Annotated in this window: 17 protein-coding genes; 6 read left to right on the top strand and 11 right to left on the bottom strand. The window is 73.1% G+C overall.

Annotated elements, in window-relative coordinates; translation table 11 throughout:
- Positions 1–50 precede the first annotated feature (50 nt).
- Together groL and groES are read right to left on the bottom strand one after the other, a co-directional pair.
- Positions 51–1,676: a chaperonin GroEL gene (gene groL, locus F7P10_RS25410; RefSeq protein ID WP_151012879.1), complete on the bottom strand. Its 1,626-nt coding sequence runs from the start codon at positions 1,674–1,676 to the stop codon at positions 51–53.
- An 83-nt stretch (positions 1,677–1,759) separates the two neighbouring features.
- Positions 1,760–2,071 carry a co-chaperone GroES gene (gene groES, locus F7P10_RS25405; protein WP_199747575.1) on the bottom strand — a complete coding sequence of 104 codons (312 nt, stop codon included), beginning with the start codon at positions 2,069–2,071 and terminating at the stop codon, positions 1,760–1,762.
- A gap of 253 nt (positions 2,072–2,324) precedes the next feature.
- Here groES and F7P10_RS25400 point away from each other — a divergent pair, with 253 nt between their 5' ends.
- The 3 genes from F7P10_RS25400 (at position 2,325) to F7P10_RS25390 (ending at position 7,195) form a co-directional block, all read left to right on the top strand.
- Positions 2,325–3,599, top strand: coding sequence for an SAM-dependent methyltransferase (locus tag F7P10_RS25400; protein ID WP_151012877.1), 1,275 nt, complete (start codon positions 2,325–2,327; stop codon positions 3,597–3,599).
- Between the two features lie 682 nt (positions 3,600–4,281).
- Positions 4,282–5,877 (top strand): hypothetical protein, encoded by a 1,596-nt coding sequence (locus tag F7P10_RS25395; protein ID WP_176611649.1) that lies wholly within the window; start codon positions 4,282–4,284, stop codon positions 5,875–5,877.
- A gap of 301 nt (positions 5,878–6,178) precedes the next feature.
- The gene (locus F7P10_RS25390; protein ID WP_151012873.1) at positions 6,179–7,195 is read left to right on the top strand and encodes an aminoglycoside phosphotransferase family protein; all 1,017 of its coding nucleotides are present in this window, start codon (positions 6,179–6,181) and stop codon (positions 7,193–7,195) included.
- Between the two features lie 12 nt (positions 7,196–7,207).
- Here F7P10_RS25390 and tsaD read toward each other — a convergent pair whose 3' ends face one another.
- The 8 genes from tsaD to F7P10_RS25350 all read right to left on the bottom strand — a co-directional run bounded on the left by tsaD (position 7,208) and on the right by F7P10_RS25350 (position 15,227).
- Positions 7,208–8,245: a tRNA (adenosine(37)-N6)-threonylcarbamoyltransferase complex transferase subunit TsaD gene (gene tsaD, locus F7P10_RS25385; protein ID WP_218040139.1), complete on the bottom strand. Its 1,038-nt coding sequence runs from the start codon at positions 8,243–8,245 to the stop codon at positions 7,208–7,210.
- On the bottom strand, positions 8,242–8,790 hold the full coding sequence (rimI, locus tag F7P10_RS25380; RefSeq protein ID WP_151012871.1) for a ribosomal protein S18-alanine N-acetyltransferase: 549 nt from the start codon (positions 8,788–8,790) through the stop codon (positions 8,242–8,244). Before rimI ends, tsaD begins: the two co-directional genes overlap by 4 nt.
- Positions 8,787–9,449 carry a tRNA (adenosine(37)-N6)-threonylcarbamoyltransferase complex dimerization subunit type 1 TsaB gene (tsaB, locus tag F7P10_RS25375; RefSeq protein ID WP_151012869.1) on the bottom strand — a complete coding sequence of 221 codons (663 nt, stop codon included), beginning with the start codon at positions 9,447–9,449 and terminating at the stop codon, positions 8,787–8,789. Before tsaB ends, rimI begins: the two co-directional genes overlap by 4 nt.
- A gap of 31 nt (positions 9,450–9,480) precedes the next feature.
- Positions 9,481–10,767, bottom strand: a complete 1,287-nt coding sequence (locus F7P10_RS25370) for a hypothetical protein (protein ID WP_151012867.1) — start codon at positions 10,765–10,767, stop codon at positions 9,481–9,483.
- Positions 10,768–10,990: 223 nt separating this feature from the next.
- Complete coding sequence (tsaE, locus tag F7P10_RS25365; protein WP_151018282.1) at positions 10,991–11,428, bottom strand: tRNA (adenosine(37)-N6)-threonylcarbamoyltransferase complex ATPase subunit type 1 TsaE; 438 nt, start codon at positions 11,426–11,428, stop codon at positions 10,991–10,993.
- A gap of 35 nt (positions 11,429–11,463) precedes the next feature.
- On the bottom strand, positions 11,464–12,546 hold the full coding sequence (locus F7P10_RS25360; RefSeq protein ID WP_151012865.1) for an alpha/beta fold hydrolase: 1,083 nt from the start codon (positions 12,544–12,546) through the stop codon (positions 11,464–11,466).
- Positions 12,547–12,559: 13 nt separating this feature from the next.
- Entirely contained in the window at positions 12,560–13,684 is a 1,125-nt protein-coding gene (gene alr, locus F7P10_RS25355) for an alanine racemase (protein ID WP_151012863.1), read from the bottom strand.
- A gap of 67 nt (positions 13,685–13,751) precedes the next feature.
- Positions 13,752–15,227, bottom strand: coding sequence for an NAD(P)H-hydrate dehydratase (locus F7P10_RS25350; protein ID WP_151012861.1), 1,476 nt, complete (start codon positions 15,225–15,227; stop codon positions 13,752–13,754).
- A gap of 226 nt (positions 15,228–15,453) precedes the next feature.
- Between F7P10_RS25350 and F7P10_RS25345 the strand changes: the two genes are divergently transcribed.
- From F7P10_RS25345 to F7P10_RS25335, 3 genes are all read left to right on the top strand, one after another.
- Entirely contained in the window at positions 15,454–16,314 is an 861-nt protein-coding gene (locus F7P10_RS25345; protein ID WP_151012859.1) for a helix-turn-helix transcriptional regulator, read from the top strand.
- A gap of 53 nt (positions 16,315–16,367) precedes the next feature.
- Positions 16,368–16,583 carry a DUF397 domain-containing protein gene (locus tag F7P10_RS25340; RefSeq protein ID WP_151012857.1) on the top strand — a complete coding sequence of 72 codons (216 nt, stop codon included), beginning with the start codon at positions 16,368–16,370 and terminating at the stop codon, positions 16,581–16,583.
- Between the two features lie 260 nt (positions 16,584–16,843).
- The gene (locus F7P10_RS25335; protein WP_151012855.1) at positions 16,844–17,050 is read left to right on the top strand and encodes a DUF397 domain-containing protein; all 207 of its coding nucleotides are present in this window, start codon (positions 16,844–16,846) and stop codon (positions 17,048–17,050) included.
- Between the two features lie 191 nt (positions 17,051–17,241).
- Here F7P10_RS25335 and glmS read toward each other — a convergent pair whose 3' ends face one another.
- Complete coding sequence (glmS, locus tag F7P10_RS25330) at positions 17,242–19,086, bottom strand: glutamine--fructose-6-phosphate transaminase (isomerizing) (RefSeq protein ID WP_151012853.1); 1,845 nt, start codon at positions 19,084–19,086, stop codon at positions 17,242–17,244.
- Between the last annotated feature and the right edge of the window lie 92 nt (positions 19,087–19,178).

Genomic DNA, 19,178 nt, shown 5'->3' with positions numbered 1-19,178 from the left:
AGCTCCGTCAAGCAGCGCCGTCAAGCAGCGCCGTCAAGCAGAGCCGTCGATCAGTGGCCGTGACCGTGGCCGTGGCCGTGACCGCCGGCGGGCTCCTCTTCCTCCTCCGGCTTGTCGACCACGAGCGCCTCGGTCGTGAGCAGCATGCCCGCGATGGAGGCGGCGTTGGTGACGGCCGAACGGGTGACCTTCACCGGGTCGATGACGCCCTGGGCGACCAGGTCGCCGTACTCGCCGGTGGCGGCGTTGTAGCCGTGGCCGGCCTGCAGGTCGCGCACCTTGGAGACGACGACGTAGCCCTCCTGGCCCGCGTTCTCGGCGATCCACCGGAGCGGCTCGTCGAGCGCGCGGCGCAGCGCCTCGGCGCCGACGGCCTCGTCACCGGACAGGCCGATGGAGTCGAAGCCCTCCTTGGCGACGTGCACCAGGGCGCTGCCGCCACCGGAGACCATGCCCTCCTCGATGCCGGCGCGGCTGGAGGAGATGGCGTCCTCGAGGCGGTGCTTCTTCTCCTTCAGCTCCACCTCGGTGGCGGCGCCGACGCGCAGCACGCAGACGCCGCCGGCCAGCTTGGCCAGCCGCTCCTGCAGCTTCTCGCGGTCCCAGTCGGAGTCGCTGTTCTCGATCTCGACCTTGATCTGGTTGACCCGCGCGGTGATCTCGTCCGCGGACCCCTCGCCATCGACGATGGTGGTGTTGTCCTTGGTGACGGTGATCCGGCGCGCGCGGCCCAGGTCGTCGATGTCGATCGAGTCGAGCTTGAGGCCGATGGCCTCGGAGACGACCTGGCCGCCGGTCAGGGTGGCCATGTCGCCCAGCATCGCCTTGCGGCGGTCACCGAAGCCCGGCGCCTTGACGGCGACGGAGGTGAAGGTGCCGCGGATCTTGTTGGCGACGAGCAGCGCGAGGGCCTCGCCCTCGACGTCCTCGGCCACGACCAGCAGCGGCTTCTTGGTCTGGGCGACCTTCTCCGCCAGCGGCAGGAACTCCTGCACGTTGGAGATCTTGCCGTCCACGATGAGCACGTAGGCGTCCTCGAGGACGGCCTCCATGCGCTCGGGGTCGGTGACCATGTGCGGGGACAGGTAGCCCTTGTCGAACTGGAGGCCCTCGGTGAACTCCAGCTCGAGGCCCATGGTGTGGGCCTCCTCGACGGTGATGACGCCGTCCTTGCCGACCTTGTCGAACGCCTCGGCGATCAGCTCGCCGATCTGCGGGTCCTGCGCGGAGATGGTCGCGACGTGCGCGATCTCCTCCTTGGAGGCGACCTCGCGGGACGTCTTCAGCAGCTGGTCGGACACGAACTGGGCGGCGGCGTCCATGCCGCGCTTGAGGGCGAGCGGCGACGCGCCGGCGGCGACGTTGCGGGTGCCCTCGCGGACCAGCGCCTGCGCGAGGACGGTCGCCGTGGTGGTGCCGTCGCCCGCGATGTCGTTGGTCTTGGTCGCCACTTCCTTGGCGAGCTGGGCCCCCAGGTTCTCGTAGGGGTCCTCCAGCTCCACCTCGCGGGCGATGGTGACGCCGTCGTTGGTGATCGTCGGCGCGCCGAACTTCTTGTCGATGACGACGTTGCGGCCGCGCGGGCCGATCGTCACCTTCACGGCGTCAGCGAGAGCGTTGACGCCGCGCTCAAGAGCCCGGCGAGCGTCCTCATCGAACTCCAGGATCTTCGCCATGCGGATTCTCCTCTTTCACGCGGTCCGCCCCGGCCCCGCCGAAGTCGGCGCGGACCGGGGCGGGCGCATCACGTCTCGCTCGGTTACTTCTCGATGACCGCGAGCACGTCGCGGGCCGAGAGCACGAGGTACTCCTCGTTGTTGTACTTGACCTCGGTGCCGCCGTACTTGCTGTACAGCACGACCTCGCCGACCTTGACGTCGACGGGGACGCGGTCGCCCTTGTCGTCGACGCGGCCCGGGCCGACGGCCACGACCGTGCCCTCCTGGGGCTTCTCCTTGGCGGTGTCGGGAATCACCAGGCCCGACGCGGTGGTGGTCTCGGCCTCGAGCGGCTGGACGACGATGCGGTCCTCGAGCGGCTTGAGAGTGACCTTGGTGGCGGTCGTCACGATCTGACCTCCCCTTCGATAGGTCCTCGGCCGGCCATGGTCGGCCGACCGGTAACTGTGACAGAGAGAGGCGACCCTGGACCGGCCTGCCGTCGCGGGTGCCAGACCGACCTTGTCGCTGTGTTGGCACTCTAGCGTGGAGAGTGCCAACACAGAAACTATGCCGTGGCCGGTGGCTCGTCAACACGGACGCGAACGCCCGGGGCGGCCGTCCGGCAACGGTTCCGCGGCGTTCACGGGCCGCTAACTTCACTCTATGGACTCGGTCTCGTTCCGCGCGCTGCGGACCCCCTCCGGCCAGGACGTTCTCGCCGCGGCGACCGGCGCGGACGTCGGCGGGGACGGGCTGCTCGCGACGGCGGCGCGGCTGCGCGAACGACACGAACCCGAACTGGTCGCGGCGGCGCTGACCCAGGCGCGGCTGCGGGAACGCGCGAAGGTCAAGTTCGGTGCGGACGCCGAGCGGATGTACTTCACCGAAGCCGGGCTCGAGCAGTCGACGAGGGCGAGCGTGGCGGCGTACAGGGCGGGACGGTTCGAGGACCGGCTTCCGGGCGCGCGTGTGCTGGAACTGGGCTGCGGCATCGGCGCCGATCTCATCGCCCGAGCGCGCGCGGGGCTCTCCGGGGACGGCGTGGAGCTCGACCCCCTGACGGCGGAGGTCGCGCAGGCGAACGTGGACGCGCTGGACGTCGCCGACCGCGCGTCCGTCCGGGTGGGCGACGCCGTCGAGCAGGACCCGGACGGGTACGCGGCCGTGTTCGCCGACCCCGGGCGCCGCACGGCGCGCGGCCGGGTGTTCGACCCGCGCGCGTACGAGCCGCCGCTCGACGCCGTCCTCGACCTGGCCGGACGGACGGACGCCGGCTGCGTGAAGGTCGCGCCGGGCGTCCCGCACGAGGCCGTCCCGGACGGTGCGGAGGCCGAGTGGATCTCGGTCGGCGGGGACGTGAAGGAGGCCGCGCTGTGGCTGGGGCGGCTCGCGGGCGGCGTGCCGCGCCGCGCGACGCTGCTGGACGGGACGGGCGCGGTGGCGGGCTCGCTGTTCCCGCGCGGGCTCGGCGACCCGGACGTCCGGCCGTGGGGCCGTTACCTGTACGAGCCGGACGGCGCGGTCATCCGGGCGCACCTGGTGGCGGAGGTCGCGGACCGGGTCGGCGGCGGGCTCGCCGACCCGCGCATCGCGTACGTGACCTCGGACGAGGCGCACGCGACGCCGTTCGCGTCCGGGTACGAGATCGAGGACGTGCTGCCGTTCTCGGTGAAGCGGCTGCGCGCGGAGCTGCGGCGGCGGGACGTCGGGGTGCTGACGGTCAAGAAGCGCGGGTCGGCCGTGGACGTGGACAAGCTGCGCCGCGACCTGGGGTTCGGCGGGCGCCGGGGCAGGCGGGGGACGGTCGGGCTGACGGTCGTGGTGACGCGCGTCGGGCGGGACCCGGTGGCGCTGCTGGCGCGCCCGCTGGCCCCCTCGGGGCCCCCTCCGGCGGCCCCTCCCCCGGCGGGTCCGTCCGGCGGGCCGGAAGGGCGCTGACCCGCCCGGAGCGGCGGCGCCCGGGAATCGATTCCAAAGATCTTCCGGGGACCCCGGGGAGCCCAAGCGCGTCCCGGCGCGGCGTCACGGCCGCGCAAATCATCGGTGCTTTCCGGCATTGCGTTCCCCAGGGGACCGCGGGCCGCGCGGCAAGGCCGTAACGGGGCCCGCGAATCGCGGCGTCCGGATCATCGGCCGGGTAAACGCCAAGGGTTGTTCAGGAACCGGCAGCGTGGTCGTGAAAAATTCCGCCCGCGGCCCCGGCGGCGGCCCGCCGCACGGCCGCGGCGGCGGGGTCCGGGGCACGCCGTCCGCGCCCGGCGGGGGCTCGCGAACTGCCGATGTTGGGCGAGATGTACGGACACGGCACCCGCCCGCGCGCCCGTCCGTGCCGCCGGACAGGCCCCATCACACGATGGCAAGTGCCCCACCGGTCCGTGAATCGGGAATTTCATGGCAATGATCTCGAATTCCGACCTTCTTCGCCATTTGGAAAACGAGTGCATTCCACGGAACTCGCAACGTTCCCTGCTACCCGTTATAGCGGCGCTCTACACGCACTAGAGTGGCGGCTTCACGATTCATTGCCGTGCGCCATTTCGTCGCGTCGGCACACGAAGGAGCTCCGGTGGAAACGAATCACAACTTCCTGCAGACAGGGGGTCAACCGGTCTCGGATCGGATGCGGGAGTTGCTCGCCCGTGCGGCGCAGGACCACGTCTACGAACAGCGCTCGCAGGGTCAGGTCCTGGATGAGATACGCCAGCGGCTGGAGGGGATGGAGTGGCTGCTGCGGGAGGTCCGGGAGCGGGAGCTCACCGGGCTGACCGGGCAGATCGAGAGCGTCCGCGGGCAGGTGGACGACCTCGCGGGCAAGCCCCCCGAGTGGGCCGAGGGCCTCGCCCTGCACATCGAGTCCGTCGGGGAGAAGGTCAAGCCGGTCGCGGAGCTTCCGGCGCTGTGGGCCGACGTCGGCGTCGTCGCCGAGCACGTGGACGAGGGCCTGGGCCGCCTCCAGGCCGTCCTCGACTCCGCGCAGCACATCACCGACGTCACGCAGCAGGCGTCGCAGCGGATGGACGAGATGACCAAGCGGCTCGACAAGCTGCAGGGCAGCATGGAGGCCGCGTCCGTCCGGTTCAACCGGCTCGACAAGTCGCTCGCGGAGCTGGGGCACCGCTCGGAGCGGCTGGAGCACTCGATCAACGGCGTCACCGCGCGCGTCGACCAGTCGCTCGGCGAGATGGCCGAGCGGATGGAGCAGGGCCTGGAGGCGGTCAGCGGCCGGGTCGAGGGCGTCGGCGGCCGGCTGGACGGGCTGGACGGGCGGCTGGACGGCGTCGACGGGCGGCTCGAGGGCCTGTCGGGCAAGCTGGACGGCGTCGACGGCCGGTTCGAGAACATCGAGGGACGGATCGACGGCGTGGGCGAGCGCATCGCCCGGCTCCCGGACGCGCTGGAGATCACCGATGTGCACCGCATGCTCACCGAGCTGGTGCAGCGCCCGGCGCCCGACCACGGCGACCGGTTCGACGCGCTGGAGAAGCACCTCGCCGAGGCCGTGGACCCGCTCGTCGAGGAGCTGCGGGCCCGTCCCGACCGCGACGAGATCAAGGCGACGATGGCGGAGATCGCCGAGACGGCCTACAGCGACGTCGCCCGCCGGATGGACGAGTTCACCCGCCGCTTCGACGACGTGCACGACGACGTCCGCAAGCGGATCGAGGGCATCCACGAGGAGGTCACGAAGAAGGTCGACGGGGCGCTGGAGGAGTTCACCGCGCAGGTCGACATCGTGTCGCGCCGCGTCGAGTCGGTGCACATCGACGTGACCAAGCAGGTGGAGTCGGTGCACCACGAGGTGACGCGGCAGGTCGGCGGCGTGCACGACGACTTCGGCAAGCGGTTCGGCGACATCCACGACGACGTCACGCGGCAGGTCGGCGGCATCCACGAGGACGTCGCCAAGCAGGTCGGGAACCTGCAGGAGGACGTGGCCCGGCAGGTCGGCGGCGTCCAGGACGACTTCGTCCGGCGGATGGAGGGCGTGCACCACGAGGTGGGGCGCCGCGCCGAAGCGGTGCAGGCCGAGTTCACCAAGCGGTTCTCGCACGTCGAGGACGAGGTGGGCCGCAAGGTCGAGAACGTGCACGACGACGTGACCAAGCAGGTGGGCGCGGTGCACGAGGACGTGCTGAAGCGACTGTCGACGCTGGAGGAGACGATGCTGGCGCTGGCGGAGGCGCTGCTGCGCCCGCGGCGGGACGGCAAGGACTGACGGCGGAGGCCGACGGCGGCGACCGGCGCGGGGCCGGGCACCGGGGCGCTTCCCGGAGATCGACGGGCGGGGCCGCCGGCGCGGCCCCGCCCGTCCCCGTTTCCGGGCCGGCCCGGACGGCCGGGACGGGCACCGGCGAGCACCGTCCGGAACCGGACAGATACCGAACGGAATCTGAGAAGTTCGTCCGCTAAATGGGTGGGATGCCCGAAAGTCCGGCGGCAGGGGACGGCGATGACGTGCTGTTTGTTACGTTCCGTCTTCGCAAAATCACTCCCAATACCGTTCGGAATCCGTTTTCATGGACCCCGTGACCCATACTCAGGCTCTCAGCCAACCGCTCGGCGCCCCGCCCGGCGAAGCCACCCTGCGCTGGGTCGAGCAGTGCCTCGGGAAGGGCGCCGAGGTGCGCATGGTGCGCCCCCTCCCCGGCGGCACCGCGCACGCCAACCACGCGCTGCTGGTGGAGAGCAGATCCGGCAGCGCCCACCGGCTGGTGCTGCGCCGCTGGACGGCCCGGGACGCGCCGGGCGCCGACGCCCGCACGGACGCCCGCACGGACGCGAGCGCCGCGAGCGGCACCGGCGGCACCGGCGGGCCCGCGCGCCGGACGTTCGGCGACACCGAGTTCTCCCCCGAGCGCGAGATCGCCGCGCTGGCGCTGCTCGCCGCCGCCGAGGTCGCGACCCCCTCGCTCGTCGCCGCCGACCCGGCCGGCGCGTACTGCGACGTCCCCGCGCTGCTGATCTCCCGGCTGCCCGGCCATCCGCCGCGCCCCTCCCCCGACGACCTCCCCGAGTACCTGATCCAGCTCGCCGCCGCGCTCCTGCTGGTGCACGGCGTGAACGGCGCGGCGACGATGCCGCCGTACGTCCCGCACAACCGGCTGGACGTGCGCGTTCCGCCCGAGCACGCGCTCCGCCCCGAACTGTGGGAGCGCGTGTTCGAGGCGGCGTCCCGGCCCGCCCCCGAGGCGCCCGCCCGGTTCATCCACCGCGACTACCACGCCGACAACACGCTGTGGACGTACGGGAAGCTCACCGGCGTCGTCGACTGGTCCGACGCGTCGTCCGGGCCGGTCGCGGTCGACGTCGCGCACATGCGGCGCTGCCTCGCCGTCCGGTACGGGCCGTCCGTCGCCGACCGGTTCCGGTCGACGTTCGACATGGTGTCGGGCGGGCACGCGCACGACCCGTACTGGGACGTCCGGTCCGTCCTGGACCTGCTGCCCGAGGTCACGGGCGCGCCGCTCGACGCGGAGACCGTCCCGCTCCTGGAGGACTACCTCGCCGCGCTGCTGCCGGAGCTGCACGGCTGACCGCCCGCGCGGCTAGAGCGTGACGGTCTCGATCGGGAGGCTGGAGTCGGCCGGGAGTTCCAGCTCGGACGGCGCCAGACCGGCCGACACCAGTTCCGAGCCGAGCGCCGCGACCATCGCGCCGTTGTCGGTGCACAGCTTCGGGCGCGGCACCCGCAGCCGCACGCCCGCGCGCTCGCACCGCTCCGCCGCGAGCGCCCGCAGCCGCGAGTTCGCCGCGACGCCGCCGCCGATCAGCAGGTCGCGGGCGCCGTTGTCCTTGCACACCTTGAGCGCCTTGTGGACCAGGACGTCCACCACGGCCTCCTGGAACGACGCCGCGACGTCCGCGACCGGGACCGGCTCGCCCGCCAGCTGCCGGGCCTCCACCCAGCGCGCCACGGCCGTCTTCAGGCCGGAGAACGAGAAGTCGTAGGTTCCGTCGTTGTACTTGCCGCGCGGGAACGCGATCGCCGCCGGGTCGCCCTCCCGGGCCCGCGCGTCGATCACCGGCCCGCCGGGGAACCCGAGGTCGAGCACCCGCGCGACCTTGTCGAACGCCTCGCCCGCCGCGTCGTCCACGGTGCTGCCCAGCGACCGGACGTCCGAGGCGACGTCCGGCACCAGCAGGATCGACGAGTGCCCGCCCGACACCAGCAGCGCCACGCACGGCTTCGGCAGCGGGCCGTGTTCGAGCTGGTCGACGCACACGTGCGCGGCCAGGTGGTTCACCCCGTACAGCGGCTTGCCCAGCGACAGCGCGTACGCCTTCGCGGCGGCCACCCCGACCATCAGCGCGCCCGGCAGCCCCGGCCCGGCGGTGACGGCGAACGCGTCGACGTCGGTGAACGTGACGCCCGCGTCGGCGAGCGCCCGCTCGACCGTCGGGCCCATCGCCTCCAGATGCGCGCGCGACGCGACCTCCGGCACGACGCCGCCGAACCGGGCGTGCTGCTCGACGCTGGACGCGATCGCGTCCGCCAGCAGCGTGCGTCCCCGGACGATGCCAACCCCGGTCTCGTCGCACGAGGTCTCGATGCCGAGCACCAGCGGCTCGGAGTCCCCGATCACGATTCCTCCCTCGTGAAGCCCACGGGCGGGCGGGGCCGCAGCCTGCGGAACATCACCGCCGCGTCCACGTTCGCGGGCTGGTAGTAGCGCTCGCGGATGCCGATCTGCTCGAACCCGAACCGGTCGTAGAGCCGGCGGGCCGGGGCGTTGTCGACCCGGACCTCCAGGAACAGCCCCTCGCTGCCGCGCCGCACCGCCTCGTCGATCAGCTCGGTGAGCAGCGCCGCGCCGATCCCGCCGCCGCGCCGGCCGGGCACGACGCCGATCGTCTGGACGTCCGCCTGCCCGCCCGCGCTCGCCAGGCCCGCGTAGCCGACGACCTCGCCGGGCGGCGACTCCGCGATCACGTAGCGGCGGGTGCCGGGCTGCCCGGACAGCTCCTCCCGGAGCATCTGCTCGGTCCACGCGTCGTCGGGGAACAGCTGCTGCTCCAGGTGGTGGACGGTCGGCAGATCGGCCTCCGTCATGTCCCGCAGCACGATCTCCGTCCGGGGCCCGTCCGCCTCGGGGCGGGCGTTCGCGGGGCGGTCGCCGGGGGTGCTCATGCCGGCGTCACCTTCTTGCGCGGGCCCGGCTCCTTGGCGTCGGGCCTGCGCAGGTAGAGCGGTTCGGGTGGCAGCAGGTCCGGGCCCCTGCGGCCGGACAGCCGGGCGACGGCCAGTTCCGCGAGCGCGCGCGCGTTCGGCAGCATCGGTTCGTGCGCGGCGTCGCCGAAGTACAGCGCGGCCCCTTCGCCGACGACGGGGAGCCCTTCGGCTTCCACGTCCGCCGGTGGGCCGACCGTGGGCCCGGTGGCGCGCGCGCGAGCCGAGTGGTAGCGCGCCCAGTACAGCTCCTTGCGGCGCGCGTCGGTGGCGACGACGAACGGTTCGTCGCGTCCGGTCTCCCAGGCGAGGACGTCCAGCGTGCAGACGCCGTGCACCGGGACCTTGAGGGCCTCGCCCATGGCGCGGGCGGTGACGAGCCCGACCCGCAGGCCCGTGTAGGGGCCGGGACCGACCCCGACGGCGATCGCGCTCAGGTCGTCCGGCGCCGCGCCCGCGTCCGCCATCACCCGCGCGATCGACGGGGTGAGCAGTTCGGTGTGCTTGCGCCGGTCGACGGCCCCGGCCGCGCCGCGGCACGCGGCGCCCTCGCCCGGAACCCACTCGTACAGCGCCACGGTGACCGCGGCGGTCGCGGTATCGAAAGCCAAGACCAGCACGGATTACAAGGGTAGTGCAGGCCGTGCGCCGTCAGGACTCCTTGAGCTTCGCGAGTACGGCCTCGGCCGCCTCGACCGCGCCGTCGCCGGCGGTCTCGTAGCTCAGCGGGTCCTCGCCGTCCGACCCCGTGTAGTGGATCGTGACGAGCACGTTGGCGTGCCGGACGTTCGCGATCGCCTCGCCCGACCCGTGCTGGCCGTCCACGCTGTAGACGACGTAGCCCTCGTCGCCGACGCCGTCCAGGCGCCGCTTGTCGGCGAGTTCCTGACCTTCCAGCAGCGCCTCGCCCGCCTCGTCGACCTTCTGCTCGGACGCGTACGTCCGCTGCGCGGTCGCGGTGGCCGTCGCGCCGCCCGCGGCCTCGATCGCGCGCAGCTCGATGGTCAGCTGCCGCTTCTGGTCGCCGGCGTAGACGCCCCACACGCACTGCGTCTGCCGGTCGTTGCCCTGGTAGTTGTCGGCCTCGTTGCGCTCGGCGTCGGGCGCGAGCCGGTCGATGAGGTCGGTGCCGACGATCGTGCACGAGTCCGGGACGCCGGAGAACTCCGAGGTCCCGGCCGACGCGCTCTCGGACGCGCCGCTGCCCACGATCCGCCCGGTGCCGTCCGTGCCGTCCGATCCGGTCCCGGACACGACCACGAACACGGCGAGCACGCACGCCGCGATGCCCGCGAAGGCCCCGACCAGGACGATCCCCCAGCGCCGCCCGCGGCGCTCCTCGCGCACGACGCGGTGGCTGCCGGTCCCCGACCGGTACCCGCCGCGTCCGGACGAATCGCGCGGGTCGCGCGTGTCGCGCGGGTCCCGTGGCTCGCGCGTGTCCCGTGGGCCCTGCGTCCGTGCGGCCTGCGAGCCTCGCGCGTAGGCGTGGTCGTCCGAGCTTGGGGGGCCCGCGGCGTACCGTCCGGGATCGGCCTCGTGGCCGCTCGCGCCGCCCGTCCGCGGGTATCCGCCGGTCGGGTACCCGCCGGAGCCGGAGTCCCGGCCGTAGCCGCCGCCCTGCTCGTAACCGCCCGGAGCCTGCCCACCGGACGAGTACTGGCCCGAGCCGCCCGACTGCGAGTACCCGCCCGTCGAGTACCCGCCCGTGGCGTAGCCGCCGGTCGAGTACCCGCCCGTCGAATAGCCGCCGGACGAGTAGCCGCCCGTCGAATAGCCGCCGGACGAGTGGCCGCCGGACGAGTAGCGGCCGGTGTCGGAACCGGTGGCGGGGGCCGTCGGGTATCCGGACGTCGGGGATCCGGCCGGAGAGCCGAGAGGGTCCTCGGGGTACCCGCCCGTGCCGGGACGGGCGGCCCGCTCGCCGGAACCGCCCATGCCGTGCCCACCGCCGTCCGTGCGGTACCCGTCGCTCCGGCCACCGCCCGGACCGCGGTAGCTGTCCGCGCGGTCATCACCGCTGCGATGGCTACCACTCACCGGATCCACTCCCGCACGAGGAAATCGATATGTCGCCTAATGAGGTTGTTCCGGCAAAGAGTACGACATGTCACCGTAAAGTGAACCAACTAATCCCGGCAAAAAGTGAGAACTTTTCAGGTTAGCCGGTCGGGAGGTCCCACTCCAGGTCGGACCAGCGATGACCGACCCCGACGATCCTTACTTCGCGCGTCTCATCGGTACCGCCGCCCCGCGAAATGATCATTTCCAACCGGTCGTCGGCGAGCCCCTCGGCGAGGCCTTCTCCCCATTCCACGACCGTCACCGATTCGGCGACGGACGCGTCCAGGTCGAGGTCGTCCAGCTCCGCGAAACCGCCCAGCCGGTAGGCGTCCACGTGCACCAGCGGAGGGCCGTCCGCGAGCGACGGGTGGACGCGCGCGATCACGAACGTCGGCGAGGTGATCGGCCCGCGGACCTTCAGTCCCTCGCCGATGCCCTGGGTCAGCGTCGTCTTGCCCGCGCCGAGGTCGCCCGACAGGACCAGCAGGTCGCCGGGGCCCAGCCGGCCGGCCAGCCGGACGCCGAGCCGGTGCATGTCCGCCGATGTCGGGACGATCACCGTCTGTTCCTTCACGCCGTGCGCTCCTCCACACCGTCGGTCTCGGGCCGGACGCGGCCGAGCAGGCGGCGCAGCCCGCCGGTCACCACGCCCGGATACTCCAGCGGCAGCACGTGCCCGGCCCGCTCCACCTCGACCAGCTCGGCCCCCGGCAGCTCCTCGGCGATGCGGCGGCCGTGCGCGGCCGGGGTCAGCTTGTCGCGGCCGCCCACCAGCACGAGCGCCGGGACCTTCGCCAGGACGTCCAGCGCGGACGCCTTCTCGTGGCCGATCAGCGACGGGTAGAACTCCGCGATCACGTCGATCGGCGTGTTCCGGATCATCTCGTCGAGGAACGCGACCACGCTGGGGCTGACGCGCCGGTCGGCGAACGCCACCCGGCGGGTGACGACGAACGCCAGGTCGGCGCCCAGGCCGCGGGCGCGTTCCACCAGGTCGGCACGCTCGCCGAGGCCGCGCAGGGCGCCCGGCGCCAGCGGCCGGACGGCCTTCGCGACGACCATCGGCAGGCCGAGCGTCATCTCCTTCATGTCCCCGCACGAGGTGTTGACCAGCGCGACCCCCACGACCTGCCGCGCGAACAGCTCCGGCCGCCGCTGCGCCAGCGCCATGATCGTCATGCCGCCCATCGAGTGCCCGACGAGCACCACCGGGTCGTCCGGCCCGACCGTGGCGGCGAGCACCGCCTCCAGGTCGGCGCCCGTCCGGTCGATGGTCGCGCGCGTCGGCGCGCTGCGCCCGGACCGTCCGTGGCTGCGCTGGTCCCAGAACACCATCCGGACGCGCCCGCGCAGGTCCCGGCGCTGGTAGTGCCACGCGTCCTGGTCGAGGGCGAAGCCGTGGCAGAACACGACGGTGAGGCCGGCGGTCTCGGGTCCGTCCACCTCGACGTGGAGCGCGAGCCCGTCCTCGGCCCGCACCGGCACCTCCCGCCCGCGCAGTTCGCCGAACTGCTCGCCCGCGTCCGGATCCGGCCGCCACCGCTTGCGGCCGACCGCGAAGTGCCGCAGCCCGACGGCCGCCGCGCCCGCACCGGCCGCGACGCCCGCCACCGCGCCGGCGATGCCGACCCTGCGCCTGGTCCTGCTCTCCATCCCGCGCCTTCCCTTACCGCGCGCGGCCGGGGTAGGCCCGCGGCACGCGTGATCCGATCCGGGTGACGATCTCATACGAGATCGTGCCGAGGACGTCCGCCCATTCCTGCGCGGTGGGCTCGCCCCGGTCGCCGGGCCCGAACAGGACGATCTCGTCCCCGGCCGCGAGGGCGTCGTCGCCGAGGTCGATGACGAACTGGTCCATGCAGACCCGCCCGGCGATCGTCCGCCGCCGCCCGCCCGCGAGCACCTCGAGGAGGTTCGACCCGTGCCGGGGGACGCCGTCCCCGTACCCGACCGGGACGACCGCGACGTTCGTCTCCCGCTCCGTCACGTAGGTGTGCCCATAGGACACGCCGCTGCCCGCCGGGACGCGCTTGACCAGCGCGGCGTCGGCCACCAGCGTCATCGCGGGCCGCAGCCCGAACGTCCCGGCCCGCGGCACCGGCGTGAGCCCGTACGTCGCGATGCCCGGACGGACGAGGTCGAAGCGGGCCTCGGGCAGGGTCAGCGTCGCCGCCGAGTTCGCCAGGTGCCGCACCTCGGGCCGCGCCCCCGCCCGCTCGGCGTGCCGCACCATGTCGGTGAACGCGGCGACCTGCCGCGCGACCGACGGGTGGCCCGGCTCGTCCGCGCAGGCCAGGTGCGACATGATGCCCACGACCTGGACCGTGCCGTCGGCCTCCGCCTTGAGCGCGGCGTCCACCAGGGCGGCCCAGTCCTCCCCGGCGGCGCCGCCGCGCGTCATGCCCGTGTCGGCCTTGAGGTGGATCCGGGCGGGACGTCCCGCGGCCTCGGCGGCCGCGGCGACCTCTCCCGCCAGGCCGGGCGACCCGACGGTCAGGTCGATGTCGCGGGCGACGGCGTCCGCGAACGGCTCCCCGGGGACCAGGACGCACGCGAGCGTGCGCGCCCCGACGCCGGCGTCGCGCAGCCGGAACGCTTCGGCGAGCTTCGCAACGCCCAGCCGGCCGGCGCCGCCGGCGAGCGCCGCGCGGGCGGCCTCCACCAGCCCGTGCCCGTAGGCCTCGGCCTTCACCATCGCCATGACCTCGGCGCCGGCCGCGTGCTCGCGCAGCACCCCGATGTTGTGGCCGATGGCGTCCAGGCTGACGCGCGCCTCCGCTGGAACCCTCATGGTTACCCAGTGTGCCGCCAACCCGGCCATGACCGGGCACGATCACGGTGAGTCGCGCGCCGGACCGCTACGCCAGCGTCCGGAACGCGGCGGGGAGCGCGTCGACGACGTCCTGCGGGGAGATCGGCGCCTCCCGCCCGTCCGGCCCGGCCGCGGCGATGCGGCCGGCGAGACCATGCAGGTAGGCGCCGCCCGCCGCCGCGTCCAGCGCGGACGTCCCGCCCGCCAGCAGCGCCCCGATGAGGCCCGACAGGACGTCGCCCGTCCCGGCCGTCGCGAGGCGCGGCGTCCCGGTCGGGTTCACCCGCACCGGGCGGTCCTGCTCGGCGACGAGGGTGGTCGAGCCCTTCAGCAGGACGGTCGAGCCCAGTTCCGCCGCGGCGCGCCGCGCGTGCTCCAGCCGGCGCGCCTCGACGGCCTCCCGGTCGGCGCCCAGCAGCCGCGCCAGCTCCCCGGCGTGCGGGGTCAGCACGGTCGGGGCGGGACGGCGCAGCAGCGCGCGGCGCCGCGCGACGATCGTCAGCCCGTCCGCGTCGACGAGGACCGGCAGGTCGGTCGCCAGCACGGCCGCGACGAGCGACTCCGCGGCGTCCCCGGTGCCGAGCCCCGGCCCGACGACCCACGCCTGCACCCGTCCGATCTGCTCCAGTGCCTTGTCCCCGGGCGTCCCCGGCTCCAGGACGGTCGTGACCGCCTCCGGCCACCGCCGCCGCACCAGCTCGACCGGGTGCGCCACCGACGCGAACCGGACCATCCCGGCGCCCCCGCGCACCGCGCCGCCCGTGCACAGCACGGCCGCCCCGGTGAACGCGTCCCCGCCCGCCAGCACGCCGACGACGCCGCGCCGGTACTTGTCGGACTCGGGACCGGGCTCGGGCGGCTGCACGTCCGCGGGCCGGGCCGCGACGACGTCCGGGTCGGGCAGGTCGCCGCCGAGACCGATGTCGACCAGCTCGACGACGCCGCAGTGCGCCGCACCGGGATCGATCAGCAGCCCCGGCTTGTAGGTGCCGAACGTGACCGTGACGTCCGCGTGCACGGCCGCGCCCTCGACCCGTCCGGTGCTCGCGTCCACGCCGCTCGGCACGTCGCACGCCACCACGAACCCGGTGGACCGGGACGCCAGCGCCGCGAGCCGCGCGTGCGGTTCGCGCAGGCCGCCGGTGCCGCCGATGCCGGTGAGCCCGTCGATGATCAGGTCGGCGTCCGCCACGGCGCGGTCGGCGTCCGCGCCCTCGCGGAGCCGTCCGCCGGCCGCCAGCAGCGCCGCGAGCCCGGCCTCGTGGATCTTCGAGCCCGCCCGGACGGCGATGACCCGCGCGCCCCGCGCCGCCAGCCGGGCCCCCGCGTACAGGGCGTCCCCGCCGTTGTCGCCGCCGCCGACCAGCAGGACGACCCGGGCACCGTAGACGGCGGGCAGCAGCCGCGCGCACACCGCCGCCAGCCCCGCCGCGGCGCGCTGCATCAGCGTCCCCTCGGGCAGCCGCGCCATCAGGGCGCGCTCGGCCTCCCGCACCTTGCCGACCTCGTGCGCATACCTCATTCGCGGCTCCTCGAGTCGATCTTCCGGTTCAGCGTGCCACGCGGACGCGCCCGGCACCCGCCCTCCGACCGTTTCGATGGTTGCAGTGCAACTTACGGCGTCATGTGCGGGAAAGGATCTCCGGCCGTAGAATCTTCCGCATCGGTCCAGATGTATTCGCGCCGCGGGCCCCTCGCGCGGCGCGGTGCGTCCGGGCGCAGTCCTCCAGCCTGGAGAGGCCCCTGCGATGAGCGGCACCCGAGGTCCCTCCGTCCGGCAGCGGCGGCTGGCCGCCGAGCTCCGCCGGCTCCGCGAGGGCAGACGGCTGACCGGCGACGACGTCGCCCTCCGCCTCGACTGGTCCACCGCCAAGGTCAGCCGCATCGAGAACGCCCGCACCGGCGCGAAGATCGTCGACGTCCGCCGGCTGCTCGACCTGTACGAGGTCGCCGGCGACCGCCGCGACGACCTGCTGGCCCTCGCCCGCGACGCCGAGGAGCGCGGCTGGTGGGAGGACTACCGCGACCTGCCCCGCCCCCTCGCCGACTTCATCGCCCTGGAGTCCGAGGCGTCCGCCGTCCGGGAGTGGGGCAGCACCGTCTTCCCGGGCCTGCTGCAGACCGAGGCCTATGCCCGCCACGTCATCGGCGGCTGGAGCGAGTTGGCCACCCTCCCGCCGCAGGAGCTGCGGCGCCGGGTCGAGGTCCGGATGCGCCGCCAGGGCCTGCTGCGCGGGCCGCGCCCCCTGGAACTGTCGGTCGTCCTGGACGAGGCGGTTCTGCAACGCCGCATCGGCGACGCGGAAGTCATGCGCGCGCAACTCGACCGGCTGTGCGCATTCACCGAACTCCCGAATGTGACGGTGCAGATCCTGCCGCTCGGGGTCGCACACTCGGTCTTGGCCGAGACATTCATTATCTTGGAATTCTCTCCGGTGCATGACGTCGTCTTCAATGATATCGTCCACACGGAATCGCTGACGATCAGCCATCTTGCGGAAGAGTCGGTGACTTATATGTACCGGCTCGCCTATACGACCCTTGCCGGCCAGGCACTCGACCCTGCCCGTTCGAGGCAGCGGATCATCGAGGCCAGGGACTCCTGGTAGGAGCGGAGGCAGGGATCCCGCAAGGTGGCTCCTACTTGTGAAAGGCACACCGAGTGTCCCCTTTCGCCACTCCTGCTCCACAGTGGAGGAGAAGCGCCCACTGCGGGGCGAGCAACACCTGCGTCGAAGTGGCCGCGCTGGGCGGTTCGCCCCTTCCGATCGGGGCGCGTGACGCGAAGCACGGAGCACAGAGTCCGGTTCTGGCATTCTCCAAGGGAGAGTGGCAAGACTTCGTCGAGCGCACCAAGCAGGGCGAATTCGACCTATAGCTATAAAAGCGGCATTTAACCCGAACCACCCCGGACCGGGCATGGCGGGGCCGCACCGAGCGGGCCGGATCCCACGCGGAACCGGCCCGTCGCCGTCCCGTCCGCCCCCTCGCCCGTCCCCCTGCGCCTTCCTCGCCACGGGAGCCCCGGCGGCATCGCGCCGCCCGGCGTGAGCACGCGTTCGGGCCGATCTTGTTACCGTGTGATTGAACACGGCAGCGCGGCCGCGGGCAGTTCCCACCTCGAGGCAGGAGCCCGGAATGAGTTTCCACGCGACACCGCCCGTCCGATGGAGAAAGAGCCGCCGGTGCGGGGCCAGCATGGGATGTGTTGAGGTCGCCAGGCTCGACCACGGGACGATATCCGTACGGGACACCGAGAAGGCGACGGATATCCTGTCGTTCGGCGTCGCCGAATGGCGCCGATTCGTCGGCGACGTCGAGCGGGGCCGCTTCGACCAAGATTGAAAATTACCGCCGAGCAGAGATTCTCACAGCGCACGTAAATTGCAACCGAAATCGCGGAGGGCGGAGCCCGCGCTTCGCGCGGGCTCCGCCCTCCAGGCTTTCACCGGACCATTCGACCGGGTCTGTTCGGCCCGGCCTCCGCAGCCGGGACTCCGCGTTCAGACCACTCCGATGATGCCGCTCCGCCGGGCCTACTCGACCGTGACGGACTTCGCGAGGTTGCGGGGCTGGTCGACGTCGTGGCCCTTCGCCGTCGCGAGTTCGCACGCGAACACCTGCAGCGGGACGGTCGCCACGAGCGGCTGCAGGAGGGTCGGGACGGCCGGGAGCCGGATCAGCATGTCCGCGTACGGTTCGACGGACTCGTCGCCGTCCTCGGCGATCACGATGGTGCGGGCGCCGCGGGCGCGGATCTCCTGGATGTTCGAGACGATCTTGTCGTGCAGGACGTCGCGGGCGCGCGGCGGGACGATCACCACGACCGGCAGTCCCTCCTCGATGAGGGCGATCGGGCCGTGCTTGAGCTCGCCGGCGGCGAAGCCCTCGGCGTGCATGTACGCGAGTTCCTTGAGCTTCAGTGCGCCTTCGAGCGCGACGGGGAAGCCGACGTGGCGGCCGAGGAACAGGACGCACCGTTCGTCCGCGAGGGAGCGGGCCAGCTCGCGGACCGGCCCCATCGTCTCCAGGACCTTGTCGACCTTCTCGGGCATGCGCTCGAGGAGCTGGATCATCGCGAACACCTCGTCGCCCCACTTGGTGCCGCGCACCTGCGCGAGGTAGAGGGCGATCAGGTAGACGGCGACGAGCTGGGTGAGGAACGCCTTCGTGGACGCGACGGCGATCTCCGGGCCCGCGTGCGTGTAGAGCACGCCGTCGCACTCGCGGGGCAGGGTCGAGCCGTTGACGTTGCAGACGGCGAGCAGCTTCGCCTTCTGCTCGCGGGCATGCCGGACGGCCATCAGCGTGTCCATCGTCTCGCCCGACTGGGAGATCGCGATGACCAGCGTGGTCGGCGACAGGATCGCGTCGCGGTAGCGGAACTCGTGCGCGAGCTCGACCTCGCAGGGCAGGCCCGCCCAGTGCTCGATCGCGTACTTGGCGATCATCCCGGCGTGGTTGGCGGTGCCGCACGCGACGATGACGACCTTGTCGACCTCGCGGAGCGCGCGGTCGCTGATGCGCATCTCGTCCAGGTGCAGGCGCCCGTCGGTGCCGATGCGGCCGAGGAGGGTGTCGGCGACCGCGCGGGGCTGCTCGGCGATCTCCTTGAGCATGAAGTAGTCGTAGCCGCCCTTCTCGGCGGCCGACACGTCCCAGTCGACGTGGTACTCGTTGACCTCGGCGGGACGGCCCTCGAAGTCGGTGACCGTGACGCCGGACGCGCGGAGTTCGACGAGCTGGTCCTGGCCGAGCTCGATGGCGTCGCGGGTGTGGGCGATGAACGCGGCGACGTCGCTGGCGAGGAAGTTCTCCCCCTCGCCGACGCCGACGACGAGCGGCGAGTTGCGGCGGGCGCCGACGACCAGGTCGGGGTCGCCGGTGTGGACCGCGACGAGCGTGAACGCGCCCTCGAGGCGGCGGCAGACGCGGCGCATCGCGTCGGCGAGGCCGCCGCCGCCCTTCAGCTCGTCCTCCAGCAGGTGCGCGACGGCCTCGGTGTCGGTGTCGGACTCCAGCCCGTGCCCGGCCTCGGCCAGTTCGGCGCGCAGCGCCGCGAAGTTCTCGATGATCCCGTTGTGGACGACGGCGACCGAGCCGGTGCAGTCCACGTGCGGGTGCGCGTTGCGGTCGTTCGGCGGCCCGTGCGTGGCCCACCGGGTGTGCCCCATGCCGAGGGTGCTCTCCGGCGGCGGCTCCTCTTCGAGGGCGCCCCGCAGGTTCACCAGCTTGCCCGCGCGCTTGGCCGTCGTCAGCTTCCCGTCGGCCAGCACGGCCACGCCGGCCGAGTCGTAGCCGCGGTACTCCAGCCGGGCGAGCCCCTCGACGACGACGTCGAGCGCCGGCCGCGCGCCTACGTACCCCACGATTCCGCACATGGGCGCAACTCTATTCGCTGCGTCGAGCCCGCCCTACCCGCATCCGCCGTAGGAGGTGACGCTAGCGTGGACGCCCGGTGAAATCCCGGAAC

Source organism: Actinomadura sp. WMMB 499, from assembly GCF_008824145.1.
GTDB lineage: Bacteria > Actinomycetota > Actinomycetes > Streptosporangiales > Streptosporangiaceae > Spirillospora.
Note: the sequence above shows the minus strand (reverse complement) of the source record. Positions and strands in the feature narration are given on the sequence as shown.